This window comes from Thermoleptolyngbya sichuanensis A183, from assembly GCF_013177315.1.
Lineage (GTDB): Bacteria > Cyanobacteriota > Cyanobacteriia > Elainellales > Elainellaceae > Thermoleptolyngbya > Thermoleptolyngbya sichuanensis.
Window position 1 is genome coordinate 5,400,798 of record NZ_CP053661.1, and the last position, 17,227, is coordinate 5,418,024.

16 protein-coding genes are annotated in these 17,227 nt (G+C 55.3%); 12 read left to right on the top strand and 4 right to left on the bottom strand.

From position 1 onward, the window contains the following. Positions 1-48: 48 nt before the first annotated feature. Both HPC62_RS22425 and HPC62_RS22430 read right to left on the bottom strand, forming a co-directional pair. Complete coding sequence (locus HPC62_RS22425; RefSeq protein ID WP_172358599.1) at positions 49-1,215, bottom strand: pyridoxal phosphate-dependent aminotransferase; 1,167 nt, start codon at positions 1,213-1,215, stop codon at positions 49-51. A gap of 201 nt (positions 1,216-1,416) precedes the next feature. Next, positions 1,417-2,199, bottom strand: coding sequence for a Uma2 family endonuclease (locus tag HPC62_RS22430; RefSeq protein ID WP_205370909.1), 783 nt, complete (start codon positions 2,197-2,199; stop codon positions 1,417-1,419). A gap of 288 nt (positions 2,200-2,487) precedes the next feature. Between HPC62_RS22430 and HPC62_RS22435 the strand changes: the two genes are divergently transcribed. Continuing rightward, positions 2,488-4,638 carry an HAD-IIB family hydrolase gene (locus HPC62_RS22435; protein WP_172358600.1) on the top strand — a complete coding sequence of 717 codons (2,151 nt, stop codon included), beginning with the start codon at positions 2,488-2,490 and terminating at the stop codon, positions 4,636-4,638. Between the two features lie 30 nt (positions 4,639-4,668). On the opposite strand, the gene HPC62_RS22440 is transcribed toward HPC62_RS22435, so the two are convergent. Together HPC62_RS22440 and HPC62_RS22445 are read right to left on the bottom strand one after the other, a co-directional pair. Beyond that, complete coding sequence (locus tag HPC62_RS22440; RefSeq protein WP_172358601.1) at positions 4,669-5,343, bottom strand: energy-coupling factor ABC transporter ATP-binding protein; 675 nt, start codon at positions 5,341-5,343, stop codon at positions 4,669-4,671. Between the two features lie 63 nt (positions 5,344-5,406). Next, positions 5,407-5,679 carry a hypothetical protein gene (locus HPC62_RS22445; protein WP_172358602.1) on the bottom strand — a complete coding sequence of 91 codons (273 nt, stop codon included), beginning with the start codon at positions 5,677-5,679 and terminating at the stop codon, positions 5,407-5,409. 322 nt (positions 5,680-6,001) lie between these two features. Between HPC62_RS22445 and psbD the strand changes: the two genes are divergently transcribed. From psbD to HPC62_RS22500, 11 genes are all read left to right on the top strand, one after another. Then, positions 6,002-7,060, top strand: coding sequence for a photosystem II D2 protein (photosystem q(a) protein) (gene psbD, locus HPC62_RS22450; RefSeq protein WP_172358603.1), 1,059 nt, complete (start codon positions 6,002-6,004; stop codon positions 7,058-7,060). 659 nt (positions 7,061-7,719) lie between these two features. Next, positions 7,720-7,998 carry a 4a-hydroxytetrahydrobiopterin dehydratase gene (locus tag HPC62_RS22455; protein WP_172358604.1) on the top strand — a complete coding sequence of 93 codons (279 nt, stop codon included), beginning with the start codon at positions 7,720-7,722 and terminating at the stop codon, positions 7,996-7,998. Positions 7,999-8,344: 346 nt separating this feature from the next. Continuing rightward, on the top strand, positions 8,345-9,901 hold the full coding sequence (locus HPC62_RS22460; RefSeq protein WP_205370907.1) for an iron uptake porin: 1,557 nt from the start codon (positions 8,345-8,347) through the stop codon (positions 9,899-9,901). Between the two features lie 166 nt (positions 9,902-10,067). Continuing rightward, complete coding sequence (locus tag HPC62_RS22465; protein WP_172358605.1) at positions 10,068-10,505, top strand: Rrf2 family transcriptional regulator; 438 nt, start codon at positions 10,068-10,070, stop codon at positions 10,503-10,505. 43 nt (positions 10,506-10,548) lie between these two features. Continuing rightward, the gene (gene cysK, locus HPC62_RS22470) at positions 10,549-11,514 is read left to right on the top strand and encodes a cysteine synthase A (RefSeq protein ID WP_172358606.1); all 966 of its coding nucleotides are present in this window, start codon (positions 10,549-10,551) and stop codon (positions 11,512-11,514) included. A gap of 54 nt (positions 11,515-11,568) precedes the next feature. After that, positions 11,569-12,294 (top strand): J domain-containing protein, encoded by a 726-nt coding sequence (locus tag HPC62_RS22475; protein WP_172358607.1) that lies wholly within the window; start codon positions 11,569-11,571, stop codon positions 12,292-12,294. A 180-nt stretch (positions 12,295-12,474) separates the two neighbouring features. Further along, positions 12,475-13,836 (top strand): ribosome biogenesis GTPase Der, encoded by a 1,362-nt coding sequence (gene der / locus HPC62_RS22480; protein WP_172358608.1) that lies wholly within the window; start codon positions 12,475-12,477, stop codon positions 13,834-13,836. An 11-nt stretch (positions 13,837-13,847) separates the two neighbouring features. After that, positions 13,848-14,783 (top strand): energy-coupling factor transporter transmembrane component T family protein, encoded by a 936-nt coding sequence (locus HPC62_RS22485; RefSeq protein ID WP_172358609.1) that lies wholly within the window; start codon positions 13,848-13,850, stop codon positions 14,781-14,783. A gap of 186 nt (positions 14,784-14,969) precedes the next feature. Next, complete coding sequence (gene acpS / locus HPC62_RS22490) at positions 14,970-15,389, top strand: holo-ACP synthase (protein ID WP_228721673.1); 420 nt, start codon at positions 14,970-14,972, stop codon at positions 15,387-15,389. A gap of 379 nt (positions 15,390-15,768) precedes the next feature. Continuing rightward, positions 15,769-16,038: a transcriptional coactivator PipX gene (gene pipX, locus HPC62_RS22495; RefSeq protein WP_068508416.1), complete on the top strand. Its 270-nt coding sequence runs from the start codon at positions 15,769-15,771 to the stop codon at positions 16,036-16,038. A gap of 81 nt (positions 16,039-16,119) precedes the next feature. Then, complete coding sequence (locus HPC62_RS22500) at positions 16,120-16,806, top strand: YggS family pyridoxal phosphate-dependent enzyme (protein ID WP_172358611.1); 687 nt, start codon at positions 16,120-16,122, stop codon at positions 16,804-16,806. Positions 16,807-17,227: the final 421 nt, after the last annotated feature.

Genomic DNA, 17,227 nt, shown 5'->3' on the forward strand with positions numbered 1-17,227 from the left:
TTTGGGCACTCAGCGCGTTGTGGGGATCGCTTGAGTCGATTGGGTCGCCTATAGAATTCCGTGTAGGAATTTTTCTAGCCGCTCCATGCCGCGCTTGATGGTGTCTAGATCGGTGGCATAGGACAGCCGGATGCAGTCGTCTGCGCCAAAAGCCGCGCCTGGGACTGTGGCAACCTGATGCTGATCTAGCAGTTCGCTGCAAAAATCGAGGGAAGACCGTCCCGTTTTGGCAATGCTGGGGAACATATAGAATGCGCCATCGGGTTTGGGACACTCTAGCCCTGGCATGGCGTTTAGGGCATCCAGCATATAGCGGCGGCGCTCGGCAAAGGCGGCTAGCATTTCCTGCACGCAGTCTTGGGGACTTTCGTAGGCGGCGATCGCCCCATATTGGGCAAAGGTACAGACATTGGAGGTGCTGTGGCCCTGGATTTTGGTTGCCGCTTTTACCAGGGGCACTGGCCCTGCCAAGAAGCCAACGCGCCAGCCCGTCATGGCGTAGGTCTTGGCAAATCCGCTGCACACGACGGAGCGTTCGTAGGCTTCTGGGCTAGCTGCGCCAATGCTGAGATGCTGAGCGCCGTCGTAAAGAATTTTTTCGTAGATTTCGTCCGACAGTATCCAAAGGTCGGCCTCGACGGCCACTTGGGCGATCGCCCTCACTTCGTCTGGCGTGTAGACCATGCCCGTTGGGTTGGAAGGCGTGTTCAAAACCAGTAGCCTGGTCTTGGGCGTAATCGCCTGCCGGATCTGCTCTGGCGAGACTTTGAACTGGGTTTCGACCGTCGTGGGCAGGATGACGGGTGTGCCCTCGGCCAGCTTCACCATTTCGGGATAACTGACCCAAAAGGGCGCAGGGATAATCACCTCATCCCCCGGTTCAATCATCGCCAGCATCAGGTTAAAGATCGACTGCTTGCCGCCGTTGGTGACCAGAACGTTCTCTGCGCTATAGCACAGCCCGTTGTCGCGCTGGAGCTTTTGGGCGATCGCCTCTCGCAGTCGGGGTTCCCCCGCGGCCGGGCCATAGCGCGTCTTGCCCTCCTCTAGCGCGGCTTTAGCAGCTTCCACAATGTGCTTGGGCGTGTTGAAATCTGGCTCTCCAGCGCTAAAGCTGCATACGTCAATGCCGTCCGCCTTCATGGCTTTGGCCTTTGCGTCAATAATCAGCGTCATCGACGGTGATACGTTCTCTACCCGTGCTGCCAGTTTCATGCCTACCCCAAATGCTTGACCGTTCAGGACGTTTTAGCTGAATGTAGCTCACTTCAGCCTACTGTGAATGCTGGCGCGGGTTGGAAAATGTCAGGCGTTTTTTACAAAGTACGATTCTGCCAGAGGCAGCTTGGCCACAATGCTTTCGGGCAGGAAATTCACGCAGAACTCTTCAAGCCTCAAGTGAGACGCAGGAAACGCCTAGAGCGTATCTGGGTCGATGCCGTGCGATCGCAGCTTGTCTCGCAACTCTGCAAGCTGCTGCTCGGCCGCTTTCTGCTGAGCCTGTGCCTCTGCGGACTGGGTTTGCAAATCGGCAATCTTTTGTTCTGCGTTTAGTCGAGCCTGCTCCGCTTCCTCATAGGTCAGCAGTTGTGCGCCCGACTGGGGATCAAACAGGCGCAGTTCACGGGCAATAGGCAGCAGATGGGCAATCGCGAGTGGGGCCTGAGGGGGCAACAGGCGCAGGTCTAACCCCAGCTTCTGGCTATGCAGCGACAGGCTTCCATCTGCCAGGGTTTCAGGGGCGATCGGCTCATATTGCCCATTGACCAAGCGCTGTCCCTTTAGCTGCGAGGGCAGATAGTCGCCGGTGGGGTCATATTGAAAATATTCTGGAATTTCCAGGCTGGCGTAGAGTTTAGGCTTGATTTCCTCGTCTTGTTTCTGAGTGGAAAGGGAGGTGATCTCTAGCACAAAAGACGGCAGTTTGCCGCCTTCCTGCCAGGTTTTATAGCTGCGTCGTTCTCGCTTGTTTACGCCAAAAATGACGAACACATCCGGCGAGATACTCTTTTGTGGCTTTCCCTCTTCGTAGTAGATAAACAGATTTCCAGAAACGTATACCTGGGGGCGGCTCTGAAAAAACAGCCGCAACGCGCTGATGCAATAAATCAGGTAGGCACGAGTTGCATCACTCTCGGTCATAGGCTGGCCGTCGGTTTCGGGATATTTAATCAAACTGGGTCGTGGCGTTTCCAGCATGACATCGTGCAAGTGTATGGCAAGTTGCGATGAGTTGCGATGATCTTAACGTGGTTGCTCAAGTCCTTGGCGGATTGGGGGGAGATGAGGGTAAGGGCGATTGCCGCCAAACCGGTTTAGGAGTGATAAGGTGACGAAATACTAGCCGAAAGAGAGTGTCGCAGCATCCTCAGATTGCAGTAAGTTACACATCAGCTAGACCGCTCATTACGCTAATCCCTATTACGTCAGTCCCATTAAGCCAATCCCCATTCCGCCAAGACCCTAACCCCCTCTTCCCAAAAAAATATGCCCAACCACAGTCACAACGGTCTGTATATTGCGCTGATCAGTGTGCATGGCTTGATTCGGGGTCAGAATATGGAGCTAGGGCGCGATTCTGACACAGGCGGCCAGGTGAAGTACGTGGTGGAGTTGGCCCGCGCCCTGGCCCAGCAACCCGGCGTGGCAGCGGTCGATTTGTTTACCCGGCTGATTGCTTCGCCTGATGTGGATCAAGACTATGGCGAGGACATTGAGCCGCTGGGCGGCAAGGCCCGGATTGTGCGAATTGTGGCGGGCCCGCCAGAGGAATACATCCCCAAGGAGCAACTGTGGGATCACCTGGACAGCTTTGTGGACAATATGCTGGCGTTTTTTCGCACGAGCGATCGCGTGCCAGACCTGATCCATAGCCACTATGCCGATGCGGGCTATGTGGGCAGTCGCCTAGCAAACTTCCTAAATGTGCCGCTGGTGCATACTGGGCACTCGCTGGGGCGGGTCAAGCGGACGCGGCTCTTGGCCAACGGGCTGTCGTCGCAGGATATTGACCAGCGCTACAACATGCTGCGCCGGATCGAGGCAGAAGAGCTAACCCTGGCAAGCGCTGAGTTAATTATCACCAGCACGCGCCAGGAGGTGGAAGAACAGTACGAACTGTACGACTGCTACCAGCCGGAGCGGATGCGCGTGATTCCCCCTGGCACAGACCTGACACTGTTCTACCCGCCCCAGGGGGATGAGTGGGAAACGGCGATCGCCCAGGATATTTGCCGCTTTTTGCGCGAACCCCAAAAGCCGCTGATCCTGGCGCTGTCTCGTCCCGATGCCCGAAAAAACATTGGGGCACTAGTGGAGGCCTATGGCAATTCCCCCCGCCTCCAGGAATTGGCCAACCTGCTGATCGTGGCGGGCAGCCGGAACAATGTTAAAGATATGGACGCAGGCGCTCAGGAAGTGCTGACAGAGCTATTCCTGGCGTTTGATTATTATGACCTCTACGGTCGCGTTGCCTATCCCAAGCGCCACAAAGCCGACGAAGTGCCCTATATTTACCGACTGGCGGCCCTATCTGGCGGTGTGTTTGTCAATCCAGCCCTGACAGAACCCTTTGGGCTGACGCTCATCGAGGCAGCGGCCAGCGGTTTGCCGATTGTGGCAACGGAAGACGGCGGCCCGCGCGACATCATCGGCAACTGCAACAACGGCATCCTGATCGATCCGCTAGACAGTGATACAATCGTTGCCGCGTTGCTGACGCTGCTAGAACACCCAGAAAAACGGCAGCTTGCTGTTGAAAACGGGCTGCGGGGCGTGCGCGAACACTATTCCTGGGAAGCCCACGCATCCAGCTACCTGGAGGTGATTCGACCGCTGCTCGACAAGACCCAGGTAGTGGAGCGAGTGCCGCTGTCACGCCGTGCTATGGTCTACAACGATCGGGCGATCGTCACCAGCCTTGATCAAAACCTGCTGGGCAACCCGATTGATATTCCCTACTTTATCGAAGTGCTGCGCGAGAATCGCAAATCCACGGCGTTCGCTGTGGCCACCGGGCGGACACTAGAGTCTGCCCTGAAGGTGATGCGCCAGTATCACATTCCCGAACCCGATGTGCTAATCAGCAGCAGCGGCACGGTGATTCACTATCGTCCAGATTTTACAGAAGATACCTGGTGGAAGCGGCATATCGACCACCGCTGGACACCTGGGGAGGTGCGGCGTGTTTTAGCCGATCTGCCAGGTCTGGAGTTGCAGCCCAGCATCCATCAGAGCCAGTTTAAAATCAGCTACTTCTATGATGCGGAGGTCGCGCCCGCGATTCAAGAAATCAAGAGCCTGCTCTATCAAGAAGATTTGGCAGTGAATGTGATCTTCTCCTTTGGGCAGTATCTCGACATCTTGCCCATCCGCGCCTCCAAGGGGCAGGCGTTGCGCTACGTTGCCGATCGCTGGGGCATTCCGCTAGAGCATATCCTGGTGGCGGGCGGTTCTGGAGCCGATGAAGACATGATGCGTGGCAATCCGCTGGCAGTCGTGGTGGCTAATCGTCACCATGAGGAACTGTCGCACCTGATGGATGGGGAGCGCATTTACTACGCCAAGCAGGCCCACGCGCTGGGCATTGTGGAGGCGATCGCCCATTTCGACTTTTTCAACACCATGAAGGAAGTCTGAGCAACCCAAGCTTCTGCAATTTCTGGGTTCCTAACCCCTCACTGCGCCGGCCATCATGCGCTGCTTTAACCGCTGCGGATCGCCCGACTCCACAATCCGACCTGCCTCCATAAAAAAGGCTCCGTCGGCGTAGTTCAGTTCGTCTAGGCGATGCGTCACCCAGAGCGCCGTCATGCCGCGTGTTTTCACCAGTTGCCGGACTTGATCGACCAGATCAAGCTGGCTGTCGGGGTCGAGCAGGGCAGTGGGTTCATCTAGCAGCAGCACCTCACAATGGCGGGCGATCGCCCCTGCAATGGCCACCCGCTGCTTTTGTCCGCCGCTCAGCGCGTAAATGGGCCGTCGCTGCAAATGCAGCAGGTTCACCGCCGCGAGCGCCTCTTGCACCCGCTGTCGAGTTTCAGCCGTAGACAAGTTTTCTGCCACCAGCCCAAAGGCCACATCTGCCCCCACGGTCGGCATCACTAGTTGATGATCGGGATTCTGAAATACAAACCCGACGGGCTGCACGAGGTTGACCTGCCCCGACTGGGGAGCCAGTAACCCTGTCATCAGCTTTAGCAGCGTAGACTTGCCGCTGCCGTTCGTCCCCAACAGCATCCAAAATTGCCCCTTGGGGACATGCAGCGAACAGTTCTGCAACACTGGCGATTGCGCCGACCAGGAAAAGCTCACAGACTCAATGGCGATCGCCCACTCACTCATCTAATCCACCTTCAATCACAGGAGCAGCCCCCGAGAGCATTCAGAAAATCCGCCTGCCTACTGTCAGGACGGCTCCGTCAGTGCAAAAAATCCCGGCGGACGAGCCGTGCCGCTGGCTCCAGCTTTCTCCGACACCTGCACCGCCGAAATCTCGCTCACCAGCACGCCCAACTTCTTGTCCGGCTGCTTCTCACAGGTCAGCTCCAGCGCCACTGGATTGCCCGACCGAACCGCGTTCAAAATCTCTTGATACACCGCCTCCGCATCTTCTGCGGTCTTCCGCTGAATCGACAGCATCGACGGCGTATTTTTCAGCACAATGTCAACAATAAACATCTAAATCCAGACCTTTACGCACAGAAACAAACGCTACCTCTTCAGTATCTCAGACAGACCTGATTTCAGGGGAAAGGACACAAAGCCGTCTCACGCCTAAATCCCCAAAATCCAAAATCCAACTCCTCCTCACCAATCCTTAAGCTAATCCGATCTCACCGATAGCTTTCCCAAAAACTATCTGTATAATGAGGGGGAAAGTAAAGAAACGTAAACTCTGCTCATACTCCGTTGTCGATTTGTGCAGCTTTGTTGCACGATCGCTCACAGGTATAGGCAGAGCCTTTCAGTACTCGTACTTAATTCATTGGAGATCCGCGCTATGACCATAGCAATGGGAAGAGCGCAAGCCCAGCGAGGATGGTTTGACGTTCTCGACGACTGGCTAAAGCGCGACCGATTTGTCTTCGTAGGATGGTCAGGCATTCTGCTATTCCCCTGCGCCTACCTGGCGCTGGGAGGCTGGCTGACCGGCACCACCTTCGTCACCTCCTGGTACACCCACGGCATCGCCAGTTCCTACCTAGAGGGCTGCAACTTTTTGACCGCCGCCGTATCCACCCCGCCCAACAGCCTGGGACACAGCCTGTTGTTTTTGTGGGGCCCCGAAGCCCAGTGGAACTTCACCCGCTGGTGTCAACTAGGCGGCTTGTGGACCTTTGTCGCTCTGCACGGCGCATTCGGACTGATCGGCTTCATGCTGCGACAGTTTGAGATTGCCCGTCTAGTGGGCATCCGTCCGTACAACGCCCTGGCATTCTCCGGTCCCATCGCCGTGTTTGTCAGCGTATTTCTGCTGTACCCGCTAGGACAATCGGGCTGGTTCTTTGCCCCCAGCTTTGGCGTTGCCGCCATCTTCCGATTCATCCTATTCGTGCAAGGCTTCCACAACTTCACCCTGAACCCGTTCCACATGATGGGCGTGGCCGGCATCCTGGGGGGTGCGCTGTTGTGCGCCATCCACGGAGCGACCGTGGAGAACACCCTGTACGAAGACGGCGACAAGGCGAACACCTTCCGCGCCTTCAACCCGACACAGGCAGAAGAGACCTACTCGATGGTGACCGCCAACCGCTTCTGGTCTCAGATTTTCGGGATTGCGTTTTCCAACAAGCGCTGGCTGCACTTCTTCATGCTGTTTGTGCCGGTCACGGGTCTGTGGATGGCGAGCATTGGGATTGCGGGCTTGGCGCTGAACCTGCGGGCGTATGACTTTGTGTCGCAGGAGATTCGCGCGGCGGAAGACCCGGAGTTTGAGACGTTCTACACCAAGAACATTCTGCTGAACGAGGGCATCCGCGCCTGGATGGCTCCGCAAGACCAGCCTCACGAAAACTTTGTGTTCCCTGAAGAGGTACTGCCTCGCGGTAATGCGCTGTAGGGGATTTCAGCGAAGATTTCAATCTTTAGCTGATTTTTTGACAATTCCATGACTATTCTTCACGCCTTCACAGTTTTGTGGGGGCGTTTTTTTGAACCTGATGCTCAACTACTTTAGGACTTACGCAGTTGGGCAATTTCTCGCGGGCTGCGCCCGCGAGAAATTGTCCAAAATCCAGGGAATTTATCGCAAATGCGTAAGTCCTGTACTTCTTTAGGAAAATCTTCTGAAGTCCCTGCTATCTCAGATGCTCAGCCGTTGGCTGTGCTATATTCTGAGGTAAGCCACAGGGAAAAGCCTGGCTTTTCAAATGCGGCGCTAATGCAGTCAATACTATTGAAAGAACAGGAGGTGTTGCCCATGCAGGACAGCAGTAAACGTATGGGTCGTCAGGTTGAGATGTACTGGCTGTGCGCCGGGGCTGTTCTCTTGTAGCTTGACCCAGCTTCAATCAGAATCAAGTTTTCTGGGAGAGTCTGAGTTTGTTCAGAGTTCCTCCCGGCAGTCTAGGTCAATTTGAAGACCCGCTAGACCGCCCTTGCTACTGGTGTTTTGGTTTCGACCGAAGGCACTGCCCAGCAGGGGCGGATAGTTTTTTAAGACACTTAGTTAAACATGTTGAGTCAACCCGACAAGCGCACCTCTGGAGGAAGTTCACCATGTCCCAAAAACTAACCGACGCTGAGATTCAGACGCAACTGGCGCAAGTGCCCGACTGGACATTGGAGGGCGATCGCCTCCAACGCACCTATCGGTTCAAAGATTTCGTAGAAGCGATCGCCTTCGTGAATAAATTGGTCGAACCCGCCGAAGCCGCTGGCCACCACCCTGACATTGCCATTTCCTATAACCGTGTCATCGTCACCCTCACCACCCACGACGCGGGCGGACTGACTCAAAAAGACTTTGACCTCGCCACACAAATCGCCAACCTCTAACTCCGAAATCCAAACCCCAACATCTTCCTCGCATAAGCCCTTCAGAACCACAGCCCTCGTTCTAGTCGTTCACCTTCATCGTTCCTTAACCCATCTACCCAAGCCAAACCGGAGATGACCTGCTACACTGAATGGTGTTTGAGTGAGTGCAATCTGTAAGGTTAGCAATTGTCGTTGTAAAAGATTTCTCACTGGCTACGCAGATTTCTCCGTGTTGTTCGGGTAGAAGTCTTGAGCAGTCGATGTTATAACGATTATTGATTGCGAGTTCTTTATTTTAGGTGTGAGGACACAAGCAATGCTGTCAAAGGTTCTTTGGAACTCTTTGCTGGTTACTCCAGCAGTTTTGGGAGCTGCACTGGTCTCTTCGATCGCCCCTGCCAGCGCTCAGGTTCAGTCTGAGCCTTCCGTGGCAACCCTCGATCAAGTGATGCAGTACAGCAACGAAGGTCGCAGCAGTGGCTCTCTGGCCCAGGTGACCTCGGTGACCGAGTTTTCTGATGTCAGCCCTGGAGATTGGGCCTATGAAGCGCTAGCCTACCTAGCGAACTCCGAAGCGCAAGGTGGTCTGGACTGCTTGGAAGGGTACCCCGATGGCACCTATCGCGGTGGTCGGGCAATGACCCGTTTTGAGTTCGCTGCGGGTCTGGCCTCCTGTTTGGATGCAGTGGTGGGTCGTCTGGAAAGCCTCGACCCGGAAGCGCTGGCCCGGATTGAAGCGCTTCAGCGTGAGTTTGCGGCTGAGCTAGCAGTGCTGCGCGGTCGCGTGGATGCCCTGGAAGCAGCGGTCGAAGAACTGCAAGCCAACCAGTTCTCCACCACCACCCGCTTGAACGGTCGAGCAGTTTTTGCCTTCTCGGACATCTTTGGCAGCAGCTCGATTGAAGACGCAAACAACACGGTATTCCAAAGCCGCGTTCGTTTGAACTTTGACACTAGCTTTACGGGCAGAGATCGTCTGAGAACTCGTCTTCAAGGTGGAAACTTTGTTGACTTTAACGCAGTTCCTTCTGCTCAGATTTCTCCGGTTAGCCAAGACTTTACCGAGCAGACTGACTTCTCTTTTGACAGTGGCGGTAACTTTGCTGTGTCCGTCAATCGCTTGGAGTACTACTTCCCACTTGGCCCTGCGACTGTCTATCTGGGTGCCCGTAACCAAGGCATTTCTGACATCGTGACCTCGGTCAGTTCTTTTGATGATGGTGAGCAGGGTTCGCTGTCCTACTTTGGCTACAACCCGATTTATGACCTGGGTGGTGCCGCTCAGAACATCGGTTTTGGCTTGACCTTTGACTTGAGCGATGCCTTCCAACTGGGTCTGGGGTACCTGACAGGCGAAGGAAACAACCCCTCGAATGGTGCTGGTTTATTCAATGGCGATTACACCGCTTTCGGTCAGTTGACCTTCTCGCCTGGCGACCTGACGGTGGCGCTGACCTACGTCAACAGCTACATCTCTGAGCCGAATAGCCTGGGTGATTTCTCGCCCTCTGTTTATAACGGCTATGGCATTAGCTTTGAGTTTGGTCTGTCGGATACCTTCACCATCGGCGGCTGGGGTATGTACGTCGATACTCGCACCTTTGCTGGCCCTCTAGCTTTCCGAGGGGATGGTGAAGCTTGGTCCTATGCTCTGACCTTGGGCGTTGGCGATTTGGGTGTAGAGGGTAGCTTGCTGGGTATCATTGCTGGCGTGCCTCCTTACCAGGGTTCTTTCGGCAATTCTACCTTGGGTAACTTCTCTCCCTTCAATACTGGCACCTCGTTCCATGCTGAGGTGTTCTATCGCTTCCCGGTATCTGACAACATCTCTCTGACTCCTGGTGTGATTTTTGTCAGCAACATCGCTGACACTGGTGATGATGCCGTCATTCCAGTGCTGCGGACTTCCTTCCGATTCTAGAGTCTGAGCTTCATCAGAGAGTAATCTCTGATACATCGCTTGTATAACTATCTGAAAGGTTCCACCTTGGTGGAGCCTTTTATTTTGCGTAATTGAATCTGGAAAAGCCAAAACCCCGGTGGAGAACCGGGGTATACTGAAGGGAATACTGATTCTTGATTAGCTCGTGGAACTTTCCTGTAAAACTGAGTATGCCCTGCTGGCACTGCTGGAATTGACGAATCACTACAGCAGTGGAGAGCCGCTGCAAATTCGCCAAATTGCCGCAGAGCAAAACATTCCAGACCGCTATCTAGAGCAACTGCTGGCCACGCTGAGGCGTGGGGGGCTGGTGCGGAGCCAGCGGGGAGCGAAGGGCGGTTATGTGCTAGCACGAGAACCCTGGAAGATTAGCTTACTGGAAGTGGTGAACTGCATTGAGGGACAGGACGCACAGACCACCGATGCAAGACGTGATACAAAAACCGTCGAGGGAATGGTGATTTGGGAGGTGTGGCAGGAGGCGGGGCAGGCTGCCGATGCAGTGTTGCAAAAACAGACCTTGCAGGATCTGGCTGACAAGCGCGAGGCTCGCCGCCGTTTAGACATTATGTACTACATCTAATCCATCTCATTTAATCCATCTAAAACTTGGACTGAATCTAACCATGCGAATTGCTCAGAACGTTACTCAGTTGATTGGTGGTACGCCGCTAGTGCGGTTGAACCGGATTCCTCAGGCGGAAGGGTGTGTCGCGCAGATTGTGGTGAAGCTAGAGGGCATGAATCCGTCTGCTTCAGTCAAAGATCGCATCGGCATCAGCATGATCGAGGCGGCGGAACAGGCAGGCAAGATTGAGCCGGGCAAGACCGTTTTGGTGGAGCCGACCTCCGGGAATACGGGGATTGCGCTGGCAATGGCGGCGGCGGCAAAGGGCTATCGGCTGATCCTAACGATGCCGGACACTATGAGTTCTGAGCGGCGGGCGATGCTGCGGGCGTTTGGGGCGGAACTGGAGCTGACGCCCGGAATCGAGGGTATGAGTGGCTGCATCCAGCGGGCGCAGCAGATCGTCGCCATGTTGCCGGATGCCTATATGCTGCAACAGTTTAGCAATCCGGCGAATCCCCAAATTCATCGAGACACGACGGCGCTAGAAATCTGGCAGGACACCGATGGTGCGGTGGATATTCTAGTCTCTGGTGTCGGGACGGGCGGTACGCTGACGGGTGTGGCCGAGGTGCTGAAAGAGAAGAAGCCAGGATTTCGGGCGATCGCCGTTGAACCCGCCAACAGTCCGGTGCTGTCGGGCGGTCGCCCCGGCCCCCACAAGATCCAGGGCATTGGCGCGGGCTTTGTGCCGCAGGTGTTGAATACAGGAATCATCGATGAAGTGGTGACCGTAACGGATGAAGAGGCGATCGCCTATGGTCGTCGGCTGGCCCGCGAGGAAGGATTGCTCTCTGGGATTTCCAGCGGCGCAGCGCTGGCGGCCGCAATCAAAGTGGGTCAGCGTCCCGAAAACGCCAACAAGCTCATTGTGGTGATTCAGCCCAGCTTTGGTGAGCGCTATCTCAGCACCCCCCTCTTCCAAGATCCAGAACTGGTTGCGTCTGGTTCACTGAGCGCCTGAGTCTCTACCTAAGTCGCTCAAGGACACGCCTTATACACGCCTTACAATAGGCGTATGCAGCAGCAAGACCACTATAAAACTCTGGACGTTCACCAGACGGCGACCCAGGCTGAGATCAAGCAGTCCTATCGCCGTCTGGTAAAACAGTTTCATCCGGATCACAATCCCGAACTAGACGGACACGATCAGATTGCAACCATCAATGCCGCCTACGAAGTGCTGGGTGATCCCCAGCGTCGCCGCACCTACGATCAGCAGTTGCACGATGCAGAACGGCTGAAAGCGGCGGGTTTTGACGTTTATGAAGAATCGACAAGCAGTCGCCAACAGCGCACCGCCGAGGCCCAGCGCCGCTATCAACAGCGCCAGACCGGGCAAGACGATGACGAGCAGATTAAGCAATGGCTCCACCGGGTTTATCAGCCCATCAATCGGCTATTATCTAAAATTTTGAATCCGCTTAAAGAGCAACTGGATGATCTTGCCTATGATCCGTTTGATGACGAATTGCTAGAGGCATTTCAGGCGTATCTGGACGAATCCCGCGACTTGCTGCACAAGGCGCAGACTACGTTTAAATCTATGTCGAACCCGCCCAGCACGGCAAAGGTCGCCGCTGATTTGTTCTATTGCCTGAGCCAGGTGGGCGACGGCATCGACGAGCTAGAGCGATTTGTCACTAGCTACAACGAGCAGTATTTGCACACGGGTAAGGAATTATTTCGGATTGCCAAAGGGCTGAAGCGGGACGCGCAGGCAGCAGCAAAGCGAATTGGGTAAAAGCAAAAATCAGGAACCCCCAGAGTTCCCCCTTGAGTCTGGTTTCGGGTCGATCGGTTTCAAGTCCGTAAGTCCTGACCCCTGATCCCCCGGTTGTGCGTCACAATAGAAAAGCTGTGTCAATTTGGGTTGCGGGATCAAGGCTGAACCAGTCCCTAACTGCCAACCCTGCTCCTTCCCATGTCACTCCCGATTGTCGCCATTATTGGCCGCCCAAATGTGGGCAAGTCTACCTTTGTCAACCGACTGGCGGAGGTGCGGGATGCGATTGTGCATGATGAGCCAGGAGTAACGCGCGATCGCACGTACAAGCCAGCCTTTTGGAATGACCGCGATTTTCTGGTGGTGGATACCGGCGGGCTGGTGTTTGATGATGATACAGAATTTTTGCCGCTGATTCGAGAGCAGGCCATGGCGGCGCTGGCCGAAGCGAGCGTGGCGGTGATGGTGGTAGACGGGCAGGCAGGCGTGACGGCGGCCGACGAAGCGATCGCCACCTGGCTACGGCAACAGTCCGTTCCTGTGCTGCTGGCGGTCAACAAATGCGAGTCGGTGGAGCAAGGGCTGATTCAGGCAGCGGAATTTTGGAGCCTGGGGCTGGGCGAGCCTCATCCTGTGTCGGCGATTCATGGCAGCGGCACGGGGGATCTGCTGGATAAACTCATTACTTTTTTGCCGCCGACGGAGCAGATTGAAGAAACCGATGAGATTCGGGTGGCGATTGTGGGGCGGCCAAATGTCGGCAAATCCAGTCTGCTGAATGCATTTGTGGGAGAAAAGCGGGCGATCGTCAGCCCCATTTCAGGCACCACTCGCGACGCGATCGACATGCAGGTCGAGCGCAACGGACAGCGCTATCGACTCATCGACACCGCAGGCATCCGCAAGAAAAAGCAGGTGGAATATGGCCCAGAATTCTTTGGGATCAACCGGGCCTTTAAGGCAATTCGGCGGGCAGATGTGGTGCTGCTGGTAATCGACGCAATCGACGGCGTGACCGAGCAGGATCAGAAACTGGCTGGACGCATTGCCGATGATGGGCGAGCCTGCGTTGTAGTGATCAACAAATGGGACGCGATCGAAAAAGATTCCCACACGATTTACGAATACCAGCGGCACCTGGAAGATCGGCTGCACTTTACCAACTGGGCAGAGACGATTTTTGTCAGCGCGATGACCGGGCAGCGGGTGGAGAAGATTTTGGAACTGGTGAACCGGGCTGCCGAGCAGCATCGCCGCCGCGTTTCGACCTCGGTGATTAACGAAGTGCTGGAGGAAGCGGGCAACTGGCACTCGCCGCCGACCACGCGCCAGGGTCGCCAGGGCAAGATTTACTACGGTACGCAGGTGAGTACGCAACCTCCGGCGATCGCCCTGTTTGTCAACGATCCCAACCTGTTTAACGACAACTATCGCCGCTATATCGAGCGCCAGTTTCGCCAGTCGCTCGGCTTTGTGGGTACGCCAGTTCGCTTCTTTTGGCGAGGCAAAAAGCTGCGAGAAGTGGAGCGCGGCTCTGCAAACAGAGCGACGAAGGTGTAAGCGGAACGGCTATGGATCTGCTGCGATCGCTCCCCATCGGGCTATATCTGGAGCAACCCGTCACCTGGCTGCATCGGCTTGATCCCCGTGTCAAGGCGGCCTGGCTGATGGCGTTTGTGCTAACCCCGATCGCCGCGACCCCCTACTGGCGGCTATCGCTGGTGGGCTGGCTGCTGGCGCTGATGGTGAGTACGCTGCTGCCGCTGCGCGTCTGGAAGCGACAGGTCGGGCTGGCGGCGGGATTTAGCCTGCTGCTGTTTTTGGTGACGCTGGTCGTGCCTGACGGGTTGACGGTTACTCATCAGCCGCGCACCCCTGCGGACGAGCTAAGCATCACGGTGCCTCCGTCGCCCTCATCTGCAACTCCGTCCGTCGGGGAGGATGCCCCTATAACGCTGAACCTGGGCAATGGCTATCAGTATGTGCTGCTTCAGGCAGGGCCGCTGCGCGTCACGCGGCGATCGCTCAATTTGGGCATCCGAGTCGGCACGCTGGTCTTCACGCTGCTGGTCAGTACGAATCTATTTTTGCTGACCACCGCGCCAGAAGAAATTACCGCTGGGCTGGAGAGTTTGCTAAGACCGCTAGGGCGGTTTGGCATTCCCGTCACCGAAATCGTGCTGACGCTGACGCTCTCGCTGCGCTTTATTCCGCTGGTGCTAGAGGAAATTCAAAACCTAATCCGCTCCGTGCGAACCCGCGCCATCAACTGGCGAAAGCTGGGGTTTCGGGGCAGTTCCCAAGTCGCCCTCACCGTCGCAGAACGCCTAGTGGACAACCTGCTGGTTCGCGCTACGCAGATTGCCAGCGCCATGCAGGTGCGAGGCTTTACCAGTCCCAACCGCCATCAGGTGAAGTGGCATCAGTTTCGCGTGTTTTGGCTCGACTGGCTGGCGATCGCTGCGTTGGTGCTATTTATCTTTGCCCGCATCCGCTGGGGCAGCTAACGGGGGCAGCTAACAGGGGCAGAGCGCCGAAACGTTAAGACAGGTCGCCAAGCTCTTGCGATCCCGTTTGCTAACCCCGTGAGAAATGTCTTAACCTGCCGATAAAAACTTAAAGAAAACTTGTTTTTGTAGCAGCATTATACAAACTAGCATACAGTATTACTGTGAATGCATTTTGAGGCACGATTGAACATCTCTCCAAACATCTCTCTAGGGACGGACATTGTCCATATTCCTCGAATCAGGGCGTTAATTGACCGTTTTGGCGATCGCTTTTTGAAGAAGGTCTACACTGCTATCGAGCAGCAAGACTATTGGCAAGCCTGCGCCCAAGCCATCGAAAATCAGGTTGGCATTGCCAGACTGGCGGGACGATGGGCAGCAAAAGAGGCAGTCGTCAAAGCAATGGGCACGGGCTGGCGAGGAATTCGCTATACCGATGTCGAAATTCAGCGGCAAGGAAACGGTGCGCCAACGGTTTGTCTACACGGCACGGCAGCCCAATGGGCGGCTTGTGTGGGTGGCGGCAACTGGCAACTCAGCCTGAGCCATGATGGAGAGTATGCGATCGCCACGGCAATGTTTCTGGGCCATAGGGCGAAATAAGGGGCATCGGGTCAACGCTACCTGGTTAACATTACCTGGGCGGGTTTACTGAGCCAAAAGTCTTCACTTGGGTCTTGTCGTCAGCAGCGAAACCGTGCAGTTGGGCTGTCTGCATCACCTGCTGTCTGCATCACCTGTAAGACAAGACTGTTGATGAGGCTTTTCGGTTGAGCGTTTGAGGCAGGATTTTTACCGAATCCCTTAAGCTAAAAGTCTTAGCCAAGACTCTCAGCCAAGGCTCTTAGCAGCCATCCAAAACCTCCTGAAAGTTGCGCTTCTCTGTCGTTCCGCACTCTGCTACTCTGCTGTCATCATTTAACAATTTATGAAATTCGCTCAATCGCTATCCGCCCCGCCATCAGGAGCCAATGCAACTCGAATGAGTCGCGAATCCTACCTGAATCACCCAACCTTTGGGCTGCTCTATCAAGTTTGCGAAGTTACCGCAAACCAAGATCTGTTCGCGACGCTCTACGCGCAGCGGCTGTTCTTTTTGGTGACAGCCTCGTCAGAGGGCTTACAGTTTGAGCCGATAGGTCGCTCAGATGCCCGCATTTTGCTGGAGAATCGTCTGCGGGGGCTGCGACGCAGCGGCAGTGAAGCGGAGTATGCGGCATTGCAACTGGTTTATAAACAGACCTTTCAGTAATTCGCTCCGTTAACCCTGTGCGGAACCCCTGCAAATTTGCAGATTTGATGATTCCTTGAGTCCACGTTAGAAGAGATGGGCATGAGTGCTGCTGCGCCTGAGGCGATCGCCCAAACGATTCATCAAATTCGTCAAACGCTGCCCGATCGGGTGCGGCTGATGGCAGTTACCAAGCAAGTGTCTCCCGATGCAATGCGGGCGGCCTATGCCGCAGGCATCCGCGACTTTGGCGAAAGTCGGCTGCAAGAGGCGATCGCCAAACAAGCCGAACTGCAAGACCTGAGCGATGTAACCTGGCACCTCATCGGGCATTTGCAAAGCAACAAAGCCGCCAAAGTCCTCGACCATTTTCACTGGATTCACTCCGTAGACAGCCTCAAGCTGGCCCAGCGCCTCAATCAGCTAGCGGGCGATCGCCCCACCCGCCCGCGTGTCTGCCTCCAGGTTAAAATTCTCCCTGACCCTAATAAATTTGGCTGGACAGTTCCAGAACTGCTGGCTGACTTGCCCCTGCTCGACGACTGTCAGCATTTGGACATCGTGGGGCTGATGACAATTCCGCCCTACGGACTCAATCCAGACGTGACAAAATCGGTGTTTTTGCAAACTCGCGAACTGGCCGAAAAAATTCGCCATCAAACCCTCAAAACGATCCGAATGGAAGAACTGTCGATGGGAATGTCAGAAGACTATCCCCTAGCGGTCGAAGCCGGAGCTACCATCATCCGGCTGGGTCGGGTCTTGTTTGGCGAACGAACCGCAATTTGAGCATTGTGCTGCATCAATCCTCGCAATGAAACTGGGTCGGTGTCTCAATACAGATGTCTTATCTCAATACAGTCGAAAATGCGGTGATGCAAATAAAGGGTCTGGCCAGCGCTGGGTTGAATCTCAACAATGCCGAGGAGTCTACGTATTGACATATTGACTTGACATATTGACCGCTGTAGGGAGATTAGCTGAGCGTGAGCGCTAGGAGGGCGGCTGGTACGATCAGCCAGAGAGCGATCGCCCGCTTTAGCGAAAACCGGGGCATAGGAATAGCTCCTTGTGTGAGAAGCCGTCTGAGAGCCGTAGACAAACGCTGTAAACAAAACAGTCCGTCTCAATCGATGCCCCCAGAGCAGTTTCTTACCCAGCGAGCGATCATATTTCGTTTTTCATGAAGATGCCAGTGGAAGGGCGATCG

Coding starts and splice junctions, on each gene's coding strand:
- der (WP_172358608.1), top strand. CDS start 12,475: ATGTCACTCCCGATTGTCGCCATTATTGGCCGCCCAAATGTGGGCAAG.
- HPC62_RS22485 (WP_172358609.1), top strand. CDS start 13,848: ATGGATCTGCTGCGATCGCTCCCCATCGGGCTATATCTGGAGCAACCC.
- HPC62_RS22435 (WP_172358600.1), top strand. CDS start 2,488: ATGCCCAACCACAGTCACAACGGTCTGTATATTGCGCTGATCAGTGTG.
- HPC62_RS22445 (WP_172358602.1), bottom strand. CDS start 5,679: ATGTTTATTGTTGACATTGTGCTGAAAAATACGCCGTCGATGCTGTCG.
- HPC62_RS22425 (WP_172358599.1), bottom strand. CDS start 1,215: ATGAAACTGGCAGCACGGGTAGAGAACGTATCACCGTCGATGACGCTG.
- HPC62_RS22440 (WP_172358601.1), bottom strand. CDS start 5,343: ATGAGTGAGTGGGCGATCGCCATTGAGTCTGTGAGCTTTTCCTGGTCG.
- psbD (WP_172358603.1), top strand. CDS start 6,002: ATGACCATAGCAATGGGAAGAGCGCAAGCCCAGCGAGGATGGTTTGAC.
- HPC62_RS22455 (WP_172358604.1), top strand. CDS start 7,720: ATGTCCCAAAAACTAACCGACGCTGAGATTCAGACGCAACTGGCGCAA.
- pipX (WP_068508416.1), top strand. CDS start 15,769: ATGAGTCGCGAATCCTACCTGAATCACCCAACCTTTGGGCTGCTCTAT.
- HPC62_RS22475 (WP_172358607.1), top strand. CDS start 11,569: ATGCAGCAGCAAGACCACTATAAAACTCTGGACGTTCACCAGACGGCG.
- HPC62_RS22500 (WP_172358611.1), top strand. CDS start 16,120: ATGAGTGCTGCTGCGCCTGAGGCGATCGCCCAAACGATTCATCAAATT.
- HPC62_RS22430 (WP_205370909.1), bottom strand. CDS start 2,199: ATGCTGGAAACGCCACGACCCAGTTTGATTAAATATCCCGAAACCGAC.
- cysK (WP_172358606.1), top strand. CDS start 10,549: ATGCGAATTGCTCAGAACGTTACTCAGTTGATTGGTGGTACGCCGCTA.